The organism is Arthrobacter sp. D3-16 (genome assembly GCF_054408515.1).
Window position 1 is genome coordinate 3,257,722 of sequence record NZ_CP096437.1, and the last position, 19,285, is coordinate 3,277,006.

At 65.1% G+C, this 19,285-nt stretch carries 18 protein-coding genes; 7 read left to right on the forward strand and 11 right to left on the reverse strand.

Annotated elements, in window-relative coordinates; translation table 11 throughout:
* Window positions 1-48 precede the first annotated feature (48 nt).
* The 3 genes from M1D32_RS15230 (at window position 49) to M1D32_RS15240 (ending at window position 2,682) form a co-directional block, all read left to right on the forward strand.
* A complete protein-coding gene (locus M1D32_RS15230) occupies window positions 49-759 on the forward strand; it encodes a response regulator transcription factor (RefSeq protein ID WP_142043766.1) in 711 nt (236 codons plus the stop codon).
* Between the two features lie 2 nt (window positions 760-761).
* Entirely contained in the window at window positions 762-2,291 is a 1,530-nt protein-coding gene (locus tag M1D32_RS15235; RefSeq protein ID WP_458779471.1) for a sensor histidine kinase, read from the forward strand.
* Between the two features lie 103 nt (window positions 2,292-2,394).
* Window positions 2,395-2,682 (forward strand): WXG100 family type VII secretion target, encoded by a 288-nt coding sequence (locus M1D32_RS15240; RefSeq protein ID WP_458779472.1) that lies wholly within the window; start codon window positions 2,395-2,397, stop codon window positions 2,680-2,682.
* Window positions 2,683-2,703: 21 nt separating this feature from the next.
* Here M1D32_RS15240 and M1D32_RS15245 read toward each other — a convergent pair whose 3' ends face one another.
* Window positions 2,704-3,762, reverse strand: coding sequence for an RNase H family protein (locus tag M1D32_RS15245; protein ID WP_458779473.1), 1,059 nt, complete (start codon window positions 3,760-3,762; stop codon window positions 2,704-2,706).
* Between the two features lie 276 nt (window positions 3,763-4,038).
* On the opposite strand from M1D32_RS15245, the gene M1D32_RS15250 reads away from it, so the two are divergent.
* On the forward strand, window positions 4,039-5,349 hold the full coding sequence (locus tag M1D32_RS15250) for an ABC transporter substrate-binding protein (RefSeq protein ID WP_458779474.1): 1,311 nt from the start codon (window positions 4,039-4,041) through the stop codon (window positions 5,347-5,349).
* Between the two features lie 93 nt (window positions 5,350-5,442).
* On the opposite strand, the gene groL is transcribed toward M1D32_RS15250, so the two are convergent.
* The 5 genes from groL to M1D32_RS15275 all read right to left on the reverse strand — a co-directional run bounded on the left by groL (window position 5,443) and on the right by M1D32_RS15275 (window position 10,030).
* Window positions 5,443-7,071, reverse strand: coding sequence for a chaperonin GroEL (groL, locus tag M1D32_RS15255; RefSeq protein WP_458779475.1), 1,629 nt, complete (start codon window positions 7,069-7,071; stop codon window positions 5,443-5,445).
* A 281-nt stretch (window positions 7,072-7,352) separates the two neighbouring features.
* Window positions 7,353-8,612, reverse strand: a complete 1,260-nt coding sequence (locus M1D32_RS15260) for an ABC transporter substrate-binding protein (protein WP_458782206.1) — start codon at window positions 8,610-8,612, stop codon at window positions 7,353-7,355.
* 5 nt (window positions 8,613-8,617) lie between these two features.
* The gene (locus M1D32_RS15265; RefSeq protein WP_015936110.1) at window positions 8,618-8,824 is read right to left on the reverse strand and encodes a cold-shock protein; all 207 of its coding nucleotides are present in this window, start codon (window positions 8,822-8,824) and stop codon (window positions 8,618-8,620) included.
* Window positions 8,825-9,006: 182 nt separating this feature from the next.
* On the reverse strand, window positions 9,007-9,651 hold the full coding sequence (locus M1D32_RS15270; protein WP_458779476.1) for a LytR C-terminal domain-containing protein: 645 nt from the start codon (window positions 9,649-9,651) through the stop codon (window positions 9,007-9,009).
* 49 nt (window positions 9,652-9,700) lie between these two features.
* Window positions 9,701-10,030, reverse strand: coding sequence for a DUF3263 domain-containing protein (locus M1D32_RS15275; protein ID WP_458779477.1), 330 nt, complete (start codon window positions 10,028-10,030; stop codon window positions 9,701-9,703).
* 127 nt (window positions 10,031-10,157) lie between these two features.
* On the opposite strand from M1D32_RS15275, the gene M1D32_RS15280 reads away from it, so the two are divergent.
* Together M1D32_RS15280 and M1D32_RS15285 are read left to right on the forward strand one after the other, a co-directional pair.
* Window positions 10,158-10,928, forward strand: coding sequence for a uracil-DNA glycosylase (locus tag M1D32_RS15280; protein ID WP_458779478.1), 771 nt, complete (start codon window positions 10,158-10,160; stop codon window positions 10,926-10,928).
* A gap of 14 nt (window positions 10,929-10,942) precedes the next feature.
* Window positions 10,943-11,782 (forward strand): siderophore-interacting protein, encoded by an 840-nt coding sequence (locus M1D32_RS15285; protein WP_458779479.1) that lies wholly within the window; start codon window positions 10,943-10,945, stop codon window positions 11,780-11,782.
* A 71-nt stretch (window positions 11,783-11,853) separates the two neighbouring features.
* On the opposite strand, the gene M1D32_RS15290 is transcribed toward M1D32_RS15285, so the two are convergent.
* The 3 genes from M1D32_RS15290 to M1D32_RS15300 all read right to left on the reverse strand — a co-directional run bounded on the left by M1D32_RS15290 (window position 11,854) and on the right by M1D32_RS15300 (window position 15,874).
* A complete protein-coding gene (locus tag M1D32_RS15290; RefSeq protein ID WP_458779480.1) occupies window positions 11,854-13,341 on the reverse strand; it encodes a threonine/serine exporter family protein in 1,488 nt (495 codons plus the stop codon).
* Window positions 13,342-13,378: 37 nt separating this feature from the next.
* A complete protein-coding gene (locus M1D32_RS15295) occupies window positions 13,379-14,695 on the reverse strand; it encodes a peptidoglycan bridge formation glycyltransferase FemA/FemB family protein (protein WP_458779481.1) in 1,317 nt (438 codons plus the stop codon).
* Window positions 14,696-14,800: 105 nt separating this feature from the next.
* On the reverse strand, window positions 14,801-15,874 hold the full coding sequence (locus M1D32_RS15300) for a lipid II:glycine glycyltransferase FemX (protein WP_458779482.1): 1,074 nt from the start codon (window positions 15,872-15,874) through the stop codon (window positions 14,801-14,803).
* A gap of 194 nt (window positions 15,875-16,068) precedes the next feature.
* Between M1D32_RS15300 and M1D32_RS15305 the strand changes: the two genes are divergently transcribed.
* Window positions 16,069-16,614, forward strand: coding sequence for a TspO/MBR family protein (locus M1D32_RS15305; protein WP_458779483.1), 546 nt, complete (start codon window positions 16,069-16,071; stop codon window positions 16,612-16,614).
* Window positions 16,615-16,647: 33 nt separating this feature from the next.
* On the opposite strand, the gene M1D32_RS15310 is transcribed toward M1D32_RS15305, so the two are convergent.
* Window positions 16,648-18,075, reverse strand: a complete 1,428-nt coding sequence (locus tag M1D32_RS15310; RefSeq protein ID WP_458779484.1) for an L-serine ammonia-lyase — start codon at window positions 18,073-18,075, stop codon at window positions 16,648-16,650.
* A gap of 39 nt (window positions 18,076-18,114) precedes the next feature.
* A complete protein-coding gene (gene gcvT, locus M1D32_RS15315) occupies window positions 18,115-19,275 on the reverse strand; it encodes a glycine cleavage system aminomethyltransferase GcvT (protein WP_458779485.1) in 1,161 nt (386 codons plus the stop codon).
* Between the last annotated feature and the right edge of the window lie 10 nt (window positions 19,276-19,285).

Sequence of the window (19,285 nt, forward strand, 5' to 3'; positions counted from 1 at the left end):
CCAAGGAATATCCAGACAACTCCCAGCGTCCGGGAGCATGATGGGAACATGAACAAGAACGGACCTGAGGCAAAGCTCCTGGTAGTGGATGACGAACCCAACATCCGGGAGTTGCTCTCCACGTCCCTGCGGTTCGCCGGGTTCGACGTCGTCTCCGCGGCAAACGGACGGGACGCCCTTGCTGCTGCCGACCTGCACGCTCCGGACCTTGCCGTCCTGGACGTTATGCTTCCCGACATGGACGGGTTCACCGTTACCCGCCGTCTCAGGGCTTCCGGCAAGCATTTTCCCGTTCTGTTCCTGACAGCAAAGGACGATACAGAGGACAAAGTCACGGGCCTCACGGTCGGCGGGGACGACTACGTGACCAAACCTTTCAGCCTCGATGAAGTAGTGGCCCGGATCCGCGCCGTCCTGCGCCGGACGCAGCCCCTGCTCGATGATGACGCCGTGATCCGCGTCGATGACCTGGAGCTTGACGACGACGCCCATGAAGTACGGCGCGGCGGCACAGTCATCGAACTGTCCCCCACGGAGTTCAAGCTGCTCCGCTACCTTATGCTCAACCCGAACCGGGTGTTGTCGAAGTCGCAGATCCTGGACCATGTGTGGGAGTACAACTTCAACGGCGATGCCTCCATCGTGGAGTCATACATCTCCTACCTTCGCCGGAAAGTGGACATTGACCCTGAAGCTCCGGCCCTGATCCAGACCAAGCGCGGCGTGGGGTACGTGCTCCGGACGGCAGAAAAGCGCTGACCTTGCTGCAGCAGTGGAAGTCGTCCTCGCTCAGGACGCAACTGGTGGCCATGATCATGGCGCTGCTTATCGTTGCCCTAACGGTGACTGGGGCAGGTACCCTGGCCCTCCTTCACAGCTACCTGCAGGGCCAGGTGGACCAAAAGCTGCAGGCAGCCGTTGAGCTGGCCAGCCGGCAGCGGTCCTTCTCGCAGCTGCAGGCCCCCATGGTTCCCACCGACTACTCGCTGATTCTGTTCGTGCCCGGGGAAGATCCTTTTCCCTTCGGCGCTGAGCCCGACAACGGGCCGGACATCAGCTCCATGACTGTGGAACAGGCCCGGGAACGCGGCACCGACCCATACCAGGTGCGCGGCACCGACGGCCACAACTGGCGGGTTATCGCGGTGACGGTGCAGAACAACCAGACCACAGCCGTGGTGGTCATCGGGCTGCCGCTGGAAAGCGTTGACGACGTCCTGGAGCACGCCACCCTTGTTGTCATCGGCGTGGGCCTGCTGACGCTCCTGTTGGCATCCCTGATTGCCAGCTGGACTGTCTCGCGGGCATTCCGGCCGCTTGCCCGGGTCGAAAAGACAGCCGCCGCCATTGCCGCCGGCGACCTGTCCCGCCGGGTGGACGTGGAAAATCCCGGAACCGAGCTGGGCCGGCTCAGCAGCTCCCTGAACGCCATGCTCGCCCACATCGAAACCGCCTTCTCCGCGCGCACGGCCTCTGAGGCGAGGATGCGCCGGTTTGCCGCCGATGCGTCCCACGAACTGCGGACGCCGCTGGTGACCATCCGCGGCTTCTCGGAGCTGTACCGGCACGGCGCCTTGGCCACTGAGGAGGACGTGGCCACTGCCATGGGCAGGATCGAAAGCGAAGCCAAACGCATGGGCAACATGGTGGAGGACCTGCTGCTGCTGGCCCGCCTGGACGAACAACGGCCGTTGCAGCAAAAGCCCGTAGACCTCCAGCTGATCGCCCATGACGCAGTAGTGGACACCCAAGCCAGCGCCCGCTCACGGGTTATATCCCTTACCGGACTCGACGGTGGCCCGGCAGCCCCTGCGCCGGTGCTCGGCGACGAGGCCAAACTCCGCCAGGTGGTGGGAAACCTCGTAGGCAACGCGCTGCGCTACACCCCGGAAGAAAGCCCCATCGAGCTGGCTGTGGGCGTCCGCGCCACGGAGGGCGGGCAGCCCCGGTCAGTTATTGAGGTCCGCGACCACGGGCCGGGAATCTCGGAGGAGGACGCCTCCAAGGTTTTCGAGCGCTTCTACCGGGCCGATACCTCCCGTACACGGGAGACGGGAGGCAGCGGCCTGGGACTGGCCATCGTGGCCGCGATCGTGGGCTCCCACGGCGGATCGGTCCGCGTGGAAAATACCGACGGCGGGGGCGCCACGCTGGTAGTCGCCCTTCCGCACCGCGACGACGCACAGGAAAAGGAAGCAGCGGACGTCGAGGAAGCAGAAAGCCTGGGCTCTTTTCCCAAGCCCGCCGGCAGTGACTCCCGGGGCAGCGACGGCAGGGTTATCCACATATAGATTCCCCGTAATGGCACCCGCGCCCCCGCTTCCCTAGGCTCGCAGTGGCCCGGACAGTCCGGGCGCGGGAGCAGAAGCTGCCGCTCCAGCGAAAGGCACCGCCATGAGCATCATTTCCGTCGACACCGAACTCCTCCAGCTCAAGTCCGCCAACGTCCAGGCGACTGTGGACCGCATCAGCGCCGATGTCCAGGCCATGAAACGCGGGCTGGACGAGCTCCAGGGCACCTGGCGGGGCTCTGCTGCCACCAACTTCCAAGCACTCATCACGGAGTGGACCATCACCCAAGGCAGGGTGGAGGCATCCCTGGCCTCAATCAATATGGCCCTCGCTTCGGCCGCGGCCACGTATGCGCAGGCTGAGCAGGGGAACACGCAAAGGTTCAGCTGATCGTGCCCAGTGTGCGCGCCCCTAGGCTTCGGGCGTGCCCTGGTGGAAACGCAGCCGCCACCGGCCGCCGTCCTGCACCCACAGGGAGCTCCGGAGAGTCGTACCGGAGCGTGCGTAGCTCCGGTACGTCAGCAGGACTGCACTGGTGCCGATGCGGTCCGCGCCGAGGATCTCGATATCTGTCCGCTCACCCGGGTCTTCTTCGAGTGCCATCATCATGGCGTCCCGCGTCCAGACCCTGCCCGAACTGCCGATTTCCAGGAAGTCCGGGTGCAGCAGGACAGCAGTCCTGCCGATGTCGCCGCGCACCAGCGGGCCAAGCAGTTCACGCTCCAGCTCTTCCACAAGGGCTTCTGGCGGGGCGGTTTCCGCCTGGCCTGTCGCCCCGGCAAGGTCAAAAGCGCCGTCCAACTGGGTAAAGTCCAGCTGGGTGAATTCCTCCGGGGCGGGTTCCTTTTGGGTTGAGTCCTGCCGGGCGCTCCGTTGCGTGGTCTCCGGCGGGGCGGTGTCCTGCTGGCTGAAGAGGTCGGGTTCGCCGGCGGCGGCCGCCGGAATTTCAACTGGGAAAGGGGCCTTGCCTGCCGCAGGGGTTCCGGAAGCCGGTGCGTGCCGGGTACCGGGAAAGCCTGGTCCCGACCTGGCCGCTACCCCCTGCTGGTAGGCGGTTGCAGCGGCCCGCGCCCGTTCATCGGCGGCTTCGTTCAGGTCATGCCCGGCGTGCCCCTTGACCCACTCGAACCTGTACTTCCGTCCGGCGAGTTCCCGGTCCAGCTCTTTCAGCAGATCGACGTTCAGCACCGGCTTGCCGTCCGCCTTCCGCCAGCCTTTGCGCTTCCATCCCGGCATCCACTTGGTGATCGAGTTGATGACGTACTGGCTGTCACAGAGGATGTGAAGGTCCTCGTGGCGAACGTGCGCGGTGGCCCGCAGCAGGTCCAGGACAGCCATCAATTCGCCCTGGTTGTTGGTGCCGTGGGGCCATCCGCCTGCTCGCCAACAACCGTCATTCACGTACCAGGCCCAGCCGGCCGGGCCGGGGTTTCCTAAAGCCGAACCGTCGGCCGCTGCAGTAATCGTCACCGGTCTATCCTGCCAGACGGCAGTGACAATGCGGTGATGCGGTCCCGGCGCAACACCCCGGAGGGCAGCAGCGGGACGAGGGGCCACCCAGCGTAAAAACGACGCTGGAGGATGCCAGAGGAAAGCGTTTGCCGCCAACTCTTGACGCGGACGTCCCGGCCCCGGCACAATCGGACGTTATACGAGAAAACGCTTTCTCACCTCAGGTCCCGCCGCGACGATGCGTGCCGGGAAGCCCCTGAGGAAGCGCGTCCCAGAAACAAGGAAGGCACATCAATGACGATTCCAACCGTTAGCCGGAGGAAATTCCAGCTCGGCGCGGCAGCCCTGGCGCTCTCCCTGCTCGCAACCGGCTGTGGCGCGTCCACCAGCTCAAGCGGCAACGAGGAAGTGACCCTGAGGTTTGCCTGGTGGGGCAACGAGTACCTCAATGCGCAAACCGAAAAGGTGATCGACGCCTTCGAAGCAGAACACCCGAATATCAAGATCGAATCCGAGCCCGGAGAGTGGGCCAGCTACTGGGACAAGCTCGCCACCAAGACTGCCGCCAACGATGCCCCCGATGTCATCCAGATGGACCAGAAGTACATTGCCGAGTACGGCGGACGCGGAGCCCTGCTGGACCTGTCGAAGCAGGAAGGAATCGATACCTCCAAGCTGGACAAGGAAGCTTTGGCATCAGGCCAGTACGACGATGCCCAGTACGGGCTGAGCACGGGCCAGAACGCCTATGTCATCATGGCCAACACAAAGGTCTTTGAGGCTGCCAACGTGCCCCTGCCGGATGACACCAAGTGGACCTGGGACGAATTCATGGAGACTGCGTCCAAAATCAGCGCCGCAGGGGACGGGAAGAACTACGGCGCGGCATACGGCAGCAATGAGGCGGACCTGATCATCTGGCTGCGCCAGCATGGCGAAAACCTTTACTCCGAGGACGGCAAGCTGGACTTCGACACCGCAACGGCCGCCTCCTTCTGGGAGCGCCTGAAGGAACAGCGCGATTCCAAGGCGAGCCCGCCGGCGACCGTCGCCACCGAAGATGCCGGCGCCGGCCTGGAGGAGAGCCTCTTCGGCACCAACCGGGTAGGCATGGCGTGGTGGTGGACAAACCAGCTCGGCTCCTTGGAGGCCACCACCGGCAGCAGCATCAAAATGCTCCGCGCGCCCAGCAAGGACGGCTCGGCGGCAAGTAACGGCATGTACTACAAGCCCACCATGTTCTGGTCCGCTTCTTCACGGTCCAAGCACCCGGAAGCCGCGGCCACCTTCATCAACTACCTGGCCAACAGCCCCGATGCCGGGGCCATCCTGATGACGGACCGGGGAGTGCCCACCAACCCCGAGATTGTGGACGGCATTTCACCCTCCCTGAAGCCCGCCGACACCACGGTGGTTGGCTTCCTGAAGGACATCGCCCCTGACATGAAGGAAGCGCCGCCCGTTCCTCCGGTCGGCGCAGGCAGCGTGCAGAACGTGATCAAGCGGTACACCGATGAAGTCCTGTACGACCGCCTCACGCCGCAGTCGGCTGCCGAAGCATTCAAGAAGGAAGTTGAAGGAATGCTGGCCGGCGCCAGGAAATAGAACTGTCCGGCAAAAGCCCGAACACAAAAAGCGGCCCCCTCAAACGAGGGGGCCGCTTTTGTGTGTACGTGCGGGACGGGCCCGGCGTGGAGGCTAGAAGCCGCCCATGCCGCCCATGTCGTCGCCGCCGCCAACCGGAGCAGGGTTCTTCTCCGGCTTGTCCGCCACAACTGCCTCGGTGGTGAGGAAGAGGCCGGCGATGGAGGCCGCGTTCTGCAGGGCAGAGCGGGTTACCTTGACGGGGTCGTTGACGCCGGCGGCCAGCAGGTCGACGTATTCGCCGGTTGCTGCGTTCAGGCCGTGGCCGGCGGGCAGGCCGCGGACCTTGTCCACCACAACGCCCGGCTCCAGGCCGGCGTTGAAGGCGATCTGCTTCAGCGGAGCATCGATGGCAACGCGGACGATGTTCGCACCGGTTGCCTCGTCACCGGAAAGCTGCAGGTTGGCGAATGCCTTGGCGCCGGCCTGGATGAGGGCCACGCCGCCACCGGCGACGATGCCTTCCTCGACGGCTGCCTTTGCGTTGCGCACAGCGTCCTCGATGCGGTGCTTGCGCTCCTTGAGTTCAACCTCGGTTGCGGCACCGGCCTTGATGACTGCCACGCCGCCGGCCAGCTTGGCCAGGCGTTCCTGCAGCTTCTCGCGGTCGTAGTCCGAATCGGAGTTCTCGATCTCGGCGCGGATCTGGGATACGCGGCCGGCGATCTGGTCGGCGTCGCCTGCACCCTCGACGATGGTGGTTTCGTCCTTGGTGACAACAACCTTGCGTGCCTTGCCCAGGAGTTCCAGGCCGGCGTTTTCCAGCTTGAGGCCAACTTCCTCGGCGATGACCTGGCCACCGGTGAGGACGGCGATGTCGGCAAGCTGCGCCTTGCGGCGGTCACCGAAGCCCGGAGCCTTGACGGCGACGGACTTGAAGGTGCCGCGGATCTTGTTGACGATCAGGGTGGCGAGTGCCTCACCCTCGATGTCCTCGGCGATGATCAGCAGCGGCTTGTTGGACTGCATGACCTTTTCGAGGACAGCAACCAGTTCCTTGACGTTGGAGATCTTGGAGTTGACGATCAGGATGTACGGATCCTCAAGGACCGTTTCCTGGCGCTCCGTGTCGGTGACGAAGTAGGCGGAAATGTAGCCCTTGTCGAAGCGCATGCCTTCGGTGAGCTCAAGCTCCAGGCCGAAGGTGTTGGACTCCTCGACCGTGATGACGCCTTCCTTGCCCACCTTGTCCAGGGCTTCGGCAATGAGGGCGCCGATTTCCTCGTCGCCAGCGGAGATGGACGCCGTAGCGGCGATCTCTTCCTTGGTTTCGATTTCCTTGGCGGAGTTCAGCAGTTCGGCCGTGACGGCCTCAACAGCCTTCTCGATGCCGCGCTTGAGGGACAGCGGGTCGGCGCCGGCCGCAACGTTGCGCAGGCCTTCCTTCACCAGTGCCTGTGCCAGCACGGTAGCCGTGGTGGTGCCGTCGCCAGCGACGTCGTCCGTCTTCTTGGCAACTTCCTTGACCAGCTCGGCGCCGATCTTCTCGTAGGGATCGTCCAGCTCGATCTCCTTGGCGATGGAAACACCATCGTTGGTGATCGTGGGGGCGCCCCACTTCTTTTCGAGGACGACGTTGCGTCCACGCGGGCCGAGGGTGACCTTAACGGCGTCGGCGAGGATGTTCAGGCCCCGCTCAAGGCCGCGGCGTGCCTCTTCATCAAATGCAATGATCTTGGCCATAACGGCAATAGTCCTTTCGGGACAGTCGTTAAGAATGAACCTTCGCTGCAGTGCCCGCGACGGACGATCCTTCGCCGTTGGCCTCTGTATGCCTCGGGGTGCGGATCTCACTCCAGTTAGGTGTTTCTTCGCTCCTCGACCGGTGCCGCGCGCCGCAGGCCGGAACCAGCATTGCTTTAGCAGTCGGTACGTCAGAGTGCTAACTCAATAATTAGCACTCCCCACGTTAGAGTGCAAGCGAAAGACGACGGAAAACGGTGCTGCCGCCAGCGGCACGGGGTTTAGCTCGAAGCCCGCCCCGCGGTCTCAAGGCCGCTCACGGCAGAGTGGTTGTCGGCGCCGTACGTGAAGACGGTGAAGGTGGCCGTGGTGACATCTCCGTTGGCGTCGAAGGCAACCGGCCCGGATTCGCCGTCGTAGTTTGCGTCCGCTCCGGCCTTCAAATGCGCCAGGCAGTCCTTGTAGGACAGGCACGCATCCCCCGCTGATGGTCCCCCCGTTCCTCCCGATACGGCGATCAGGTTGGCGGCAACAGACCGGCCGGCGTCGTCCTGCGCCCTTGCGGCAGCCAAGGCAGCAAGGGTTACGGCGTCATAGGCTTCGGCAGCGAAGGATACGTCCTTCAGGCCGGGGTCCACCGTCAGGAGCCTTGCCTGGAAGTCGGCATCAGGAAGTTGTCCGGGAACCACCGCGCGGGCGCCGTCCAGGTATCCGGCTGCCACCCCTGAACCGTATCGGCCGAAGGCGCCGTCACTGAGGACGAGCCGCTTCCCGTCAACTCCGGAATTGGCCAGTTCCGCCAGGGCTCCCTGGGCACCATCGCGGGCAATGACAAAGACGGCGCCGGGGTCAGCCTTTCCGGCGGTATCGGCCGCGTTGCCGGCGTCGCCCGCTGTGAATGCGGCATTGGCCACCACGTCCAGACCCGCCTGTTCCGCAGCAGCGGCGACGGCGGCCGAAAGGTCCTTGCCGTAGGAGCCCTCCTGGTACAGCACCGCAATAGACGTGGCACCGGCGTCCTTGGCGAGCTTTACCAGGACCGGGCCCTGCGCGGCGTCGGCCGGCGCAGTCCGAAAATAATAGCCGCCGCTGCTGATACTGCTTAGCCCGGCTGCGGTGTTGGCGGGTGAGATGAGGGGCGTCCGGGCGCGGGAGAGGACATCGATGGCCGCTGCGGCACGGCTTGAATCGGTGGGGCCGATGACGACGTCGGCTTTTCCGGCAACCAGCGCCTGGGCCTGCAATGCCGTGTCCTGCACTGTGTCGGCGGGAAGAAGCTCCACCGGCTTGCCTTTGTGTCCGCCGGCGGCGTTGATCTCCTGTACGGCGAGCTTGGCAGCGGCCAGTTGCGGGGCGTTGAGGAAGCCGCTGTGGCCGGTGTTGTCCAGGATCAGGCCTACGCGCAGGGTGCCGTCGCCGGAAGCCTCTGCGGATTCCACCCGCACATTGCCGGTGACGCCGGAGCAGGCGGTCAGAGCCAGGGTGGAGCAGGCTGCAGCCGTGAAGAGCGTCCGGCGGACGGGTCCAGGACGGAGGATCAGATGGTTCACTCGGCCGGCCGGACGCTCTCTGCCTGCGGGCCCTTCTCGCCTTCGCCTACTTCGAGTTCCACACGCTGGCCCTCGTCGAGGGCCCGGTAACCTTCACCCTGGATGGCGGACCAATGGACGAAAATGTCATCGCCCGAGCCGTCAACGGTGATGAAGCCGTAGCCCTTTTCTGCGTTGAACCATTTGACGGTTCCCAGTGCCATGCCGACCACTCTTTCCGTTGTTTCCGGGCGCCCACGCCACTGTGTGCCGACTGGCCCCGAACCGACCCTGAAAAATTACTCTAGCCAATTCAGCGCCGCCGGCGCGGGGTTGGCCTTGGCCCGTCCTCAATAGTTACTGAGGCGTGACCGCTGCAACAGGGCGCAGCCTGGCGGCACACTGCTTACCGGTAGCCAGGCCCCAGCACCACAACGAGCGGCACCTGGAAATCGGTGCTGTTGAGCACGGTGGGAATACCCAGCAGCGCCGCGAGGGCCTGTGCGTTGGGCAGCTGGTCTGCCCCCTGGTAGTAGATGATCGAGGCCTGCTGGGGTGAACCTGCCCAGTTGCCTACCTGTCCCAGCGTCCAGCCGTCCGCCTGGACCGTTCCGCCAACCCGCCCGGCGAGTCCTGCCGTCCCGGCCGCGTTGTAGATGGCGACGCTTTGCGTCTTGTCGATAAACAGCGGGGCCGGATCTGTTGCGCTCGGTTCCGGCTCAGCGTCGGCGGTGGGTTCCGGCTCACTGGGCGCAGGGGGCGCTGCCTCCGCAGAGGGTCCCGGAGAAACGTCAGGAGTGGCAGAGGGCGTGGAACCGGTGGCGGCCAGCGCGGATGCCTCCTGGCTCGAAACGGCCTGGCTGCCGGGCCCACTGAAACCGAGCTTGGGAAGGATCAGGAAGGACACCAGACCGATGGCCAGCGCAACCATGCCCACCGCCAGGATGGGCCAAAGCCGTACCCGTGACGGGGCGGAAGCCGTGCGGTGGACACCTTGTCGCGACGCAGTCTCAGGGACTTTGTCGAATTCATCGCGGGCGTATTTGGTCATGGACGACATATTCCTTGTTGATTGCTGCTGAATGCTCAGCGTGGGAGTCTTACGCGTCGGACCCCAGGCGCCGTGCAGTACGTGCACGGTGACGCGACGTACGTAGTCTACGCAATCGCTTGACCAGCATCGGATCGTGGGCCAGCGCATCCTCGGTGTCGATCAGTGCGTTAAGCAGCTGGTAGTAGTGGGTTGCGGAGAGGTCGAAAAGCTCCCGGATGGCCTGTTCCTTGGCACCGGCGTACTTCCACCACTGCCGCTCCAGGGCAAGCATCTGCTGGTCACGCTCGCTGAGCGGCGACTCCCGGAGCGTGAAGCCGGCCAGGAGGGACTGCCGGGTTTCCTGCTCCGGCAGGTGCTCCCGGGCTGGTTCCGCCACGGCGTACTCCTTAGCTGGATACGAAAATGTCTGACCCCCATGCTACGGACGAATAACAGCATTGTCATTTGCGGCGTGGAAGGCCACGCCCTGCGCCCGGTGCGGGTTGCCCTGCAAGAATGGGACCGTGTTTGAATCAGATGCCTTGTTCGAGCTCGTACAGGAACCGGCGCAGGGAGCGGGCTTCGTTGAGCTGGCGCGGCGCCCGCTGGATGAGCTCATGGCCCCGGACTGGGCCGCTGCCCTGGCGGGTGTCGAAAAAGAACTTCGGGAGGTGCTCACCTTCCTCGCGGACGACGTGGGGGCCGGGCACCAGGTGCTGCCGGCGCCGTCGAACGTCCTGCGGGCCTTCCGGCAGCCCCTCGCCGACGTGAAGGTCCTGATTGTGGGCCAGGATCCCTACCCGACGCCGGGGCACGCAGTGGGATTGTCCTTTTCCGTGGATCGGCGCACCCGGCCCATCCCCCGGAGCCTGGCGAACATCTACCGGGAGCTGGAATCCGACCTCGGGTTGCCGGCCAGGATCCACGGGGACCTTTCCGCCTGGGCCGACCAGGGCGTGCTGCTCCTCAACCGCGTGATGACGGTGCGGGCGGGATCCCCCGGTTCGCACCGCGGCAAGGGCTGGGAGAAGATCACGACGGCGGCAGTCTCCGCGGTGGCCCACCGGCGGGACACGAACGGGTCCCGGATGCCGCTGGTTGCCGTGCTGTGGGGAAAGGACGCCGAGAGCGTCCGCCCCCTCCTGGCCGGGGCTCCTGCCGTGGCCAGCGCCCACCCCAGCCCGCTGTCCGCATCCCGCGGCTTTTTTGGGTCCCGGCCTTTCAGCCGGGTCAATGAACTGCTGATGGAGCAGGGCGCCCTGGGCGTAACCTGGGAACTCCCCGCAGCACCCTAGCTTAGGCTTGCCTTATGAACACCCTTCCCGCCGCTACCAGCGCCACCAAGAAAAGCCGTCCGCAGATCAACCTCTCCGTGCTGCGCAGGGAAGAGCTTTCCCCGCACATGGTCCGGATCGTGGCCGGCGGGGACGGCTTCGCGGACTTCGTGGACAACGGTTATGTGGACCGCTACGTCAAGATCGTCTTTCCCCAGCCGGGCGTGGAGTATCCCTCCCCCCTGGACCTGTGGAGCATCCGGGAGACCATGCCACGGGAACAGTGGCCCTTCACCCGGACGTACACCATCCGCTGGGTGGACCCTGCCGCCCGCGAGCTCGCCATCGATTTTGTAGTCCACGGCGACGAGGGCCTCGCAGGCCCCTGGGCCGCCAGGGCGCAGCCCGGCGACGTCCTCACCTTCACCGGCCCCGGGGGCGCCTACAATCCGGCACGCGATGCTGACTGGTACCTCTATGCGGGCGACGAGGCGGCGCTGCCCGCAATTGCCGCGTGCCTGGAGTCCCTGCCGCCGGAGGCGGAAGGCCTTGCCTTTGTGGAGGTTGATTCCGACGCCGACATCCAGTTCATTGCCGCCCCCGCCGGGGTGAAAATCCACTGGCTTGCCCGCAATGGTGTCCCTGCAGGCGAGAGCGACCTCCTGGTGCAGGCCGTGGCAAACGCCGAGTGGCCCGCGGGCCGGGTGGATGTTTTCGTCCATGGTGAGCGCGGCTACATGAAGGCCCTGCGCGGGGTCCTTTTCGATCAGCGGGGCCTGGAACGCAGCCAGGTCTCCCTCTCGGGCTACTGGGCCAAGGGCCGCGTGGAGGATGTGTTCCAGGCCGAGAAAAAACTGCCGGTGGGACAGATCTAGCCACAGCAGATCCAGCCAGTCCGGGCTGGGCAGACCTGGCTGGCACTGGTCTGCCCAGCCCTATCCCGGCGTCAGCGGCGGCGGGCGCGCCGCCGCTCATTGCTTGCCAGGCTGCGCGTCAGCGGCCGGGCAAGGGTGTCGCCCAGGACAATTCCGCCCGCTGTACCCAGCACGATAGCCCCTGCATTCAGCATCCCGCCGGCGCCAAGCAGGATCTCGGCCTCCTCGATGGTGAGCACGTACATGGACCGGAAGATGGTCAGGCCGGGCAGCAGGATCAAGGCTGCAGGCACGGCAACCACCAGTTGCGGCGCCCCCATGCGAAGGGCGACCACACGCCCCAGCAGGCCGATGACCACGGCGGCCAGGGCCGGCGAAAACCGGTCGCCCACGCCGAGCTGGCCGGCCGCGAGCAGGACGAGGTAGCCGGCCACGCCAACAGCTGCTGTAGGCAGCAGGAGCTGCCAGCTGGTCTGTTCGGTGATGCCAATCGCCATTACGGCCACCGCCACGAAGATCACCAGGACCCACAGATCGTAGGCCGGCGGGAACGTTTGGGTGACGTCAATGCGCTGCATCCCGGTCAATTCACCCACAACGAAGGCGACGGCGATGCCGGCAACAATGGCGCCGAAGGTCAGCAGCGTGGACAGGAACCGTCCGGCTGCCGTCACGGGGAAGCCGTTAATGGCGTCCTGCACCGACGAGACGAGGCGTCCTGTCGGCAGGAGCAGCAGGATGCCGCCCACCACCACGATGGCCGGGGATGTTGTCAGCCCGAACTGCCAAAGCACCAGTGCCAGCTGCGTCACTACGAAGGAGCAGCTGGCGGTGATGAAGAAGTCGGGGACGCGCCAGCGGCCCAGTTGGCGGGCCAGCAGGCTAATGCCGATGTTGGCCGCGAAGGCGATGGCGGAGGACACCGGGCCGCCGCCCAGGACTCCCACAAAGACGGCTGCGAACGTACCGAAGGCCACGGTGACCATCCAGCGCGGAAAGGGCTTGGGGCTGGTGATGGCCTCATCAAGCCGGCGGATTGCCTCGTCACGGCCTACTCCCCCGGCCACAATGTCTGTCACCAGCTGGTGCACCTTGGCCAGGCCGGCGTAGTTGTTGGTCCAGGAACGCACCACCCGCAGCAGCGAAATGGGCGTCTGGTCCTTGGGCGCATAGTTAATGCCCACGGACTGGTTGGTGATGTCCACTTCGATGTTCTTCAGCCCCAGCGCAGCGGTGACGGCGATGATGCTCGTTTCCACCTCGAGCGCACCGGCTCCGTACCGGAACATGGTTTCGGCCAGGTGCAGGGCGAAGTCGAGGGTCTTGCGGGCAGAGGTGTCAACGCCGCCCACCTGGATCATCGGGTTGGCGTAGGGACTCCCCGTCAACCGGTCCACGATGCTCATCGGCGCCGTGGGCGGGTTTTCACCCTGGACCAGGCGCCGCAGCATTTTTTTGGCTGCGGCGTTCTGCCGGACCTGGGCAGGGGTCAGCGGCTCTGTTTTGGGCAGGCCGTCCGTGCGCGGCCGTCGCCCGGGACGTTCGGGCCGGTCAGTCATGGTTGCCTCCTCCCGGTGCGGTGCTCTGGTTGGTATTTCAGGCGGAACGCTTCAGGGGGAGCCTGCGGAGCAAGGTCCGGGCAGCGGCTGCTGCCGCGCGGGCCAGCGTGTTGGCGCGGAAGACGGCAGGGCGGACCGGCATCACGAAATCACCCACCAGCTGGACCACCTCTCCCCCGAAGCCCTTTTTGAACGCATAGCCGCCGTGGCCTTCCTCGTCCTGGCCGGAGATGCCGAAAGTTCCGTAGAAGTTGTACCGCTGGTACCCGTGCTCCAGTGCGTGGAGCATCATGCCCCAGTACAGGGAGGTGGCGCCGTTGAAGTAAATGTAGTCCTGCACCGTGCCGCCGATCACGCAGACCACCTCGTCCCCGTAGCAGACAAAGTGGATCGCTGCCACGGTGGCAACTCCCACCGAGTCGGGGAACCGCTCAATGTCCTTCAGGCTCCGTTCATAGCTGTCCACGAGGTCCTGGACCACCTTGAGCCGGTTCGCCTTTTTCTTGCTCCCGGTCTCTTCCACCTCACGGCGCAGCTCCGCGGCCGTCGCGGATTCCGCCTCCAGCCGCTCGGTGATGGATTTCCGGTAGGCCGGGATATCGATCTTGGCCATCATGAGCTTGGTGAATTCTGCCGAGGTGGTCCGGAGCAGGTGCTCGTAATAGGCACGCTCGCGGTAGACGAAGCCCTTTTCGTCCCCGGCCTTGCTCAGGGCACCGTAGAAATCGTCAAGGGTTTCCAGCGTGGCCTGTTCCAGGAAGACGCCGTTTTTCTCGGCTTTTCGGATGGCCTTGCGGGTCCGATAGCTGGTGCCCATGATGAGCTCTTCGGCGTCGCTTACGCCGGCCAGGCTTTTGATGAACATCCAGTTCACGTTGACGAAGTTCATGTCCAGGCCCTGGTGCTGGAACCCCAGTTCCGAAAGCCGGGCCACCAGCTCCCGGTTGTCCTCAACTTCGGGGTGTTCGGCGCCGTCGGCGTCGCGGGCGATGTACTTGAGGTTGGGCGAAATCTTCAGCTCGGCGGCTTTGCGTTCGGCGGCGCGTTGGCGGAGGAGTCCGACGACGGCGCGCACCAGATCGGTGTCCGTGTAGTCCATCAGCGGTCCCTTGGCGCACTCGCACACTGTGTAGCCCAGGCGGGTGGTGGTGTAATTCAGTTTCCCGGCCGCCACCAGTTCGCCGTTGCGGCGTACGCCAAACAGCTCCACCTGCTGGCCGCGGGCGCGCTGGAATGTCGCGAAGTCAACGGACTGGAGAAAGCTGTTTTGCGGGTGCTTCAGGGCGTAGGCCTCGAAGTCTGCGTCGCTGAGGAGGGCAAAGTCAAGATCGGTGCCGGTGGTGACTGGATTCAAGGGATTTCCTCATTCGCTGTTGTGCGTCCTGGCAGTGGCAGGCGCAGGGCAATGACGGGCAGGGGTCCGGCCAGCCGGTGCAGGGGCTGGTCCGGGCGTTTCAGGTCAGTAGAACTGCTGGCCGGTCCGGGCTGTTTCGATCCGGCGGAAGACCCTTTCGGCGCCTTTGACCCACAAGCGGTGCTTGAGGGGAGCCAGGACGTAGTCGTGGCACCCTACGAAATCAGTGACCGTTTTGGTGAAGCTGGTCTTGAACATGCCCATGCCGTACAGGTTGTGGCTCTTGTCCTTGATCCGGGCGGAGGGCGGCGTGCCGCAGAAGTCGTACTCGGTGCAACCCAATTCCTGCATGCGGCGGATGGCTGCCCACTGGACCAGGTGCGAGTCGCCGTACTGCTTGCGGTTCTGGGTGGAACCGCCGTCCTTGTAGGTGGCTTTGGCTCCGTAGTTGATCACGAACGCACCAACGCTGGGTTTGCCGTCCTCGTAAACGAAGAAGAAGTTGCCCTGTCCGCGGTTGCAGAACTCGTCCCAGAACGCGGCGTAGTACTCATAGCTGCGCAGGGGCATGGAACCCTTGGCGCTGACGGTGTCCGCCATCAGATCGTAGAGTGCGCGGTAGGTTTCCGGGCCGTGTTCCTTCCGGAGCACTTCGCAGCCTTCCCGCTCCGCGCGTCGGATGGCGTTGCGTGCCCGGGAAGAGATGGCCTTGAAGACCTCTTCCTCCGGTGCCGAGATGTCCAGCAGGGCGGTGGAGTCGTTGGACTGGATATTGGGGGCCCTGACCAGGCCGGCCTCAGCCAGCTGCGCCTGGGCATCGGCCGCGTCCACGATGTCCGGTTCGATCTTGATGGTGAAGACGTTGAGCTTCCTGGCACGGGCAAAGTCCGCGCAGGCTTGAAGGGCCGGCTTCAGGTCCCTGGCGTCGGCGAGGTCGGGGCCCTTGATGAGGTACCAGAGCCTGCCAAGCACCGGGAACTTCTTTTCAAGCACCAGGTTGTAGCTGGCGGTGCCGGAGCTTTCCAGCACCAGGAACATGACCTTCCAGCCAGTGCCGTTCTTTACCGACGCGTATGCCGCGGACTGCAGCATGTTGCCGCCGTTCGGGTTGGCCGTGACGTGCTTGTCCCAGTTTTCAATTTCCTCGGCTGTGGCAAAACGTGCGGTGAATTCTCGCAAGGGGGCCGTGTCCAATCAGGGGTTGTGCGCGGTTCTGTACTCGTGGCTGCGTGCGGACATGCAACCTCAAGTCTAAAGCCTGGCGGGGCGGGGGCTTTCCAGCGCGGCGGGCCGAAGCCCTCCTGCCGGCGCTGCCGGAGATGCCAAAACCCCGCTGCCTTGACTCGGGAATGCGTTGTGGCGAGGGTTGAAGCATGCAGCCGCATCCCGAACAGTTGAGGCCCCAGCAGGACAGACCTGTTGAACGGCCGGGGCTTGGCAGGCAGATCGTGGCCTTGCTGGTGTTCCTTGCCACGTCCTTCCTCGTCGCCGGGCTGGGTGCCCTTGCCACCGCGGGCAACGTGGACGGGTGGTACACCGCCGCGGACAAGGCCCCGTGGTCACCGCCCAACACTGTCTTCGGGCCTGTCTGGACCATCCTGTACACGGCGATGGCGGTTGCAGCCTGGCTGGTATGGCGGAAACAGTCACCAGGCAGCAGGCGCGCCCTGGCTGCCTACGCAGCCCAGCTGGCGCTGAACCTGGCCTGGACCCCGGTATTTTTCGGTCTTTATCCAGCCATTGGGTCGGCTGCGCTGTGGTTGGCGCTGGTCATCATCCTCGCCCTCATCGCCGCCGTCTCGGTGACAGTGCTGTACTTCGGACCCATCAGCCGGACCGCCGGGCTGCTCCTGCTGCCGTACATCACCTGGCTCGTGTTCGCAGCCACGCTCAACGGGTGGGCTGCCATCCATAACTGACGGCGCACGTCACGTCGGCGGGGCCAGTCACCGTCAGCAGACGGCGACGTTGACGGCGAGGCCGCCCATCGCCGTTTCCTTGTATTTGGAGCTCATGTCCTTGCCGGTCTCGCGCATGGTCACAATGACCTCATCGAGGGAGACCCGGTGCGAGCCGTCACCCCAGAGCGCCATCTTCGCGGCGTTGATGGCCTTCGCTGCAGCGATCGCGTTGCGTTCGATGCAGGGCACCTGCACCAGCCCGCCGATCGGATCACAGGTCAGGCCCAGGTTGTGCTCCATCGCGATCTCCGCGGCGTTCTCCACCTGCGCCGGGGTCCCGCCCATCACCTCGGCCAGGCCGGCGGCAGCCATCGACGACGCCGACCCCACCTCACCCTGGCAGCCCACCTCAGCCCCCGAAATGGACGCCTGCTCCTTGTACAGCACCCCGACGGCGCCGGCAGCGAGCAGGAACTTCACCACCACGTCGTCGCGGTCCTCCTGGCTGGCGTTCTCCATCCCCGGCGCGAAATGCAGCGCGTAATACAGCACCGCAGGGATGATCCCGGCAGCCCCGTTCGTGGGCGCGGTGACCACCCGCCCGCCGGACGCGTTCTCCTCATTCACAGCAAGGGCGATCAAGTTAACCCACTCCTGCCAATACTTCGGGTCGTGGAAGTCCTCATCCTGGCCTTCACTGTCAGGCCGGGAACTTTCCTTCTTGAGCCGGTCGTACCAGTCAGGGGCACGACGGCGGACCTTCAGCCCGCCCGGCAGCACGCCCTCACGCTTGAGGCTCGTCTGCACACATTCCTCCATGACGGACCAGATGTGCAGCAGTCCCTTCCGGATTTCTTCCTCGGAGCGGGACGCCTTCTCGTTGACCAGCATGATGTCGCCAATCGACAGCCCCTTGGACTGGCAGCGCCCCAGCAGCTCTGCAGCCGTCCGGAAAGGCAACGGCAGTTCCTTCTTGGACTCCTCCAGCTCCTGCTGCGCGGCATCCTCCTCGCCCTCGCGGACGATGAACCCACCGCCCACGGAAAAGAACGTGGCGGTGTGGAGGATCTCGTCCTCCGCATCAAAGATGGTGAACGTCATGCCGTTGGTATGCCGCGGCAGGATGGTCAGCGGCCGCAGCACCATGTCCTTCACCCCATACGGCAGGGGCACCGCACCGGCCAGCTGCAGGATTCCAGTCTCCGCGATCGCGGCCAGGCGTTCCTCCACCTCGTCCGGCAGGATCAACTCCGGATGAAACCCCTCCAGCCCCAGCAGGATCGCAGTCATGGTGCCGTGGCCATGGCCCGTCGCCGCGAGCGACCCGTAGAGGTCCACCCGCAGCGATGCCACACGGTCCAGGGCGCCGGAGGATTTCAGCTCCTCCGCGAATACGGCGGCCGCCCGCATCGGCCCCACAGTATGCGAACTTGAAGGCCCGATTCCGATGGAAAAAAGATCAAAGACACCAACAGCCATGCGCGTGTTCCTAACTAAGTTCTGGTCGGGCCAGCGGAGCTACCTGGTGCGTTTGTAGAACGGCAGGTCGACTACTTCGAACGGCTCTGCCTTGCCGCGGAGATCAACCTCCAGGGCGGTGCCGACTTCGGTGAAGTCGACGTCGACGTAGGCCAGGGCGATCGGGTAGCCCAGGGTGGGGCTTGGCTGGCCGGAGGTGACTTCGCCAACGACGTTGCCGTCCTTGAGCACCGGGTAGTGGGCGCGGCCGGCGCGGCGGCCCAGGCCCTTGAGGCCGACCAGCCTGCGGCCGGACGTTCTGCCAACCCCGGCTTCCTTTTTGGCGGCCAGCGCGGCCTTGCCCACGAAGTCGCCTTCCTTGGAAAGCGCGACGACGGGTCCCAGGCTTGCGGCGAAGGGGTCCCCCTGCAGGGACAGCTCATTGCCGTACAGCGGCATGCCTGCTTCGAGACGGAGCGAATCGCGGGAGGCGAGGCCGGCGGGAGTCAGCTCCCCTTCATCCGCGATGGCGACGAGTGCCTGCCAAAGGCCAGCGGCGTCGTCGTTGGACACAAAAATTTCAAACCCGTCCTCGCCGGTGTAGCCGGTGCGGGCGAGCAGGAGGTCCCGTCCGGCGCCGCCCACCAGGACGGGAACCACCACGGCGGCGTAGTACTTCAGCTCCGTCACGAGTTCATGCTGAGCGGCCGGGACCAGGCGCAGCAGCAGCTCCTGCGCATTGGGGCCCTGGACGGCGATCAGCGAGGTGGTGGCGGAAGCGTCTTCGACGCTGACGTCGAAGCCGGCAGCCCGCTCGGCAAGGGCAGTGGCAACAACCCCGGCGTTGCCTGCGTTGGGGACCACCAGGAAAGCGTCGCTGCCGCCTCCTGAGGTGCCCTCACCTGCAGTGCGTCGGTACGTGATGAGGTCGTCGATGATGCCGCCGTCCTCGTCACAGATCAGCGAGTACTTTGCCTTTCCCACGGGCATGGCGGAAATCTTTCCCACCAGGGCGTAGTCCAGGAACGCGGCGGCGTCCGCTCCGGTAACCCAGACCTCGCCCATGTGGGAGAGGTCAAAGAGGCCTGCGGCGTTGCGCACCGCGTGGTGCTCCGCCAGTTCGGAGCTGTACTTCAGGGGCATCTGCCAGCCGCCGAAGTCGGTGAAGGATGCGCCCAGTTTCTTGTGCTCGTCGTAGAGGGCTGTGTACTTTTCGGTCATGGCGCCGGCC